The sequence below is a fragment of the Mesorhizobium sp. WSM4884 genome (genome assembly GCF_029625675.1).
Taxonomy (GTDB): domain Bacteria; phylum Pseudomonadota; class Alphaproteobacteria; order Rhizobiales; family Rhizobiaceae; genus Mesorhizobium.
In genome coordinates this window covers 1-267 of sequence record NZ_JARTVO010000066.1, presented here as the reverse complement: position 1 = coordinate 267, position 267 = coordinate 1, and the positions used below count along the sequence as shown (strand labels likewise).

1 pseudogene is annotated in these 267 nt (G+C 64.0%); it reads left to right on the top strand.

From position 1 onward, the window contains the following. Nucleotides 1-267: pseudogene (locus tag P9236_RS30695) on the top strand (4-carboxy-4-hydroxy-2-oxoadipate aldolase/oxaloacetate decarboxylase); the annotation flags it as partial.

Below are 267 nucleotides of genomic sequence, written 5' to 3'. Positions count from 1 at the left end.
CGGCTGCGTCCCATCTATGACGGCGCCAGGATCGGCGGCAATGCGCTTACCTGCGAGGTGGCGCCGGGCGACAACTGGACCATTCATGTTGCATTGGAGCAGGCGCGGCCGGGCGATGTGCTCGTCGTGACTCCGATCTCTCCATGCGAAGACGGATTTTTCGGCGACCTTCTGGCTGAATCGGCGATGGCGCTCGGCATCCGAGGCCTCGTGATCGATGCCGGCGTGCGCGATGTGGCTGCTTTGCGAGCGATGAAGTTCCCGGTC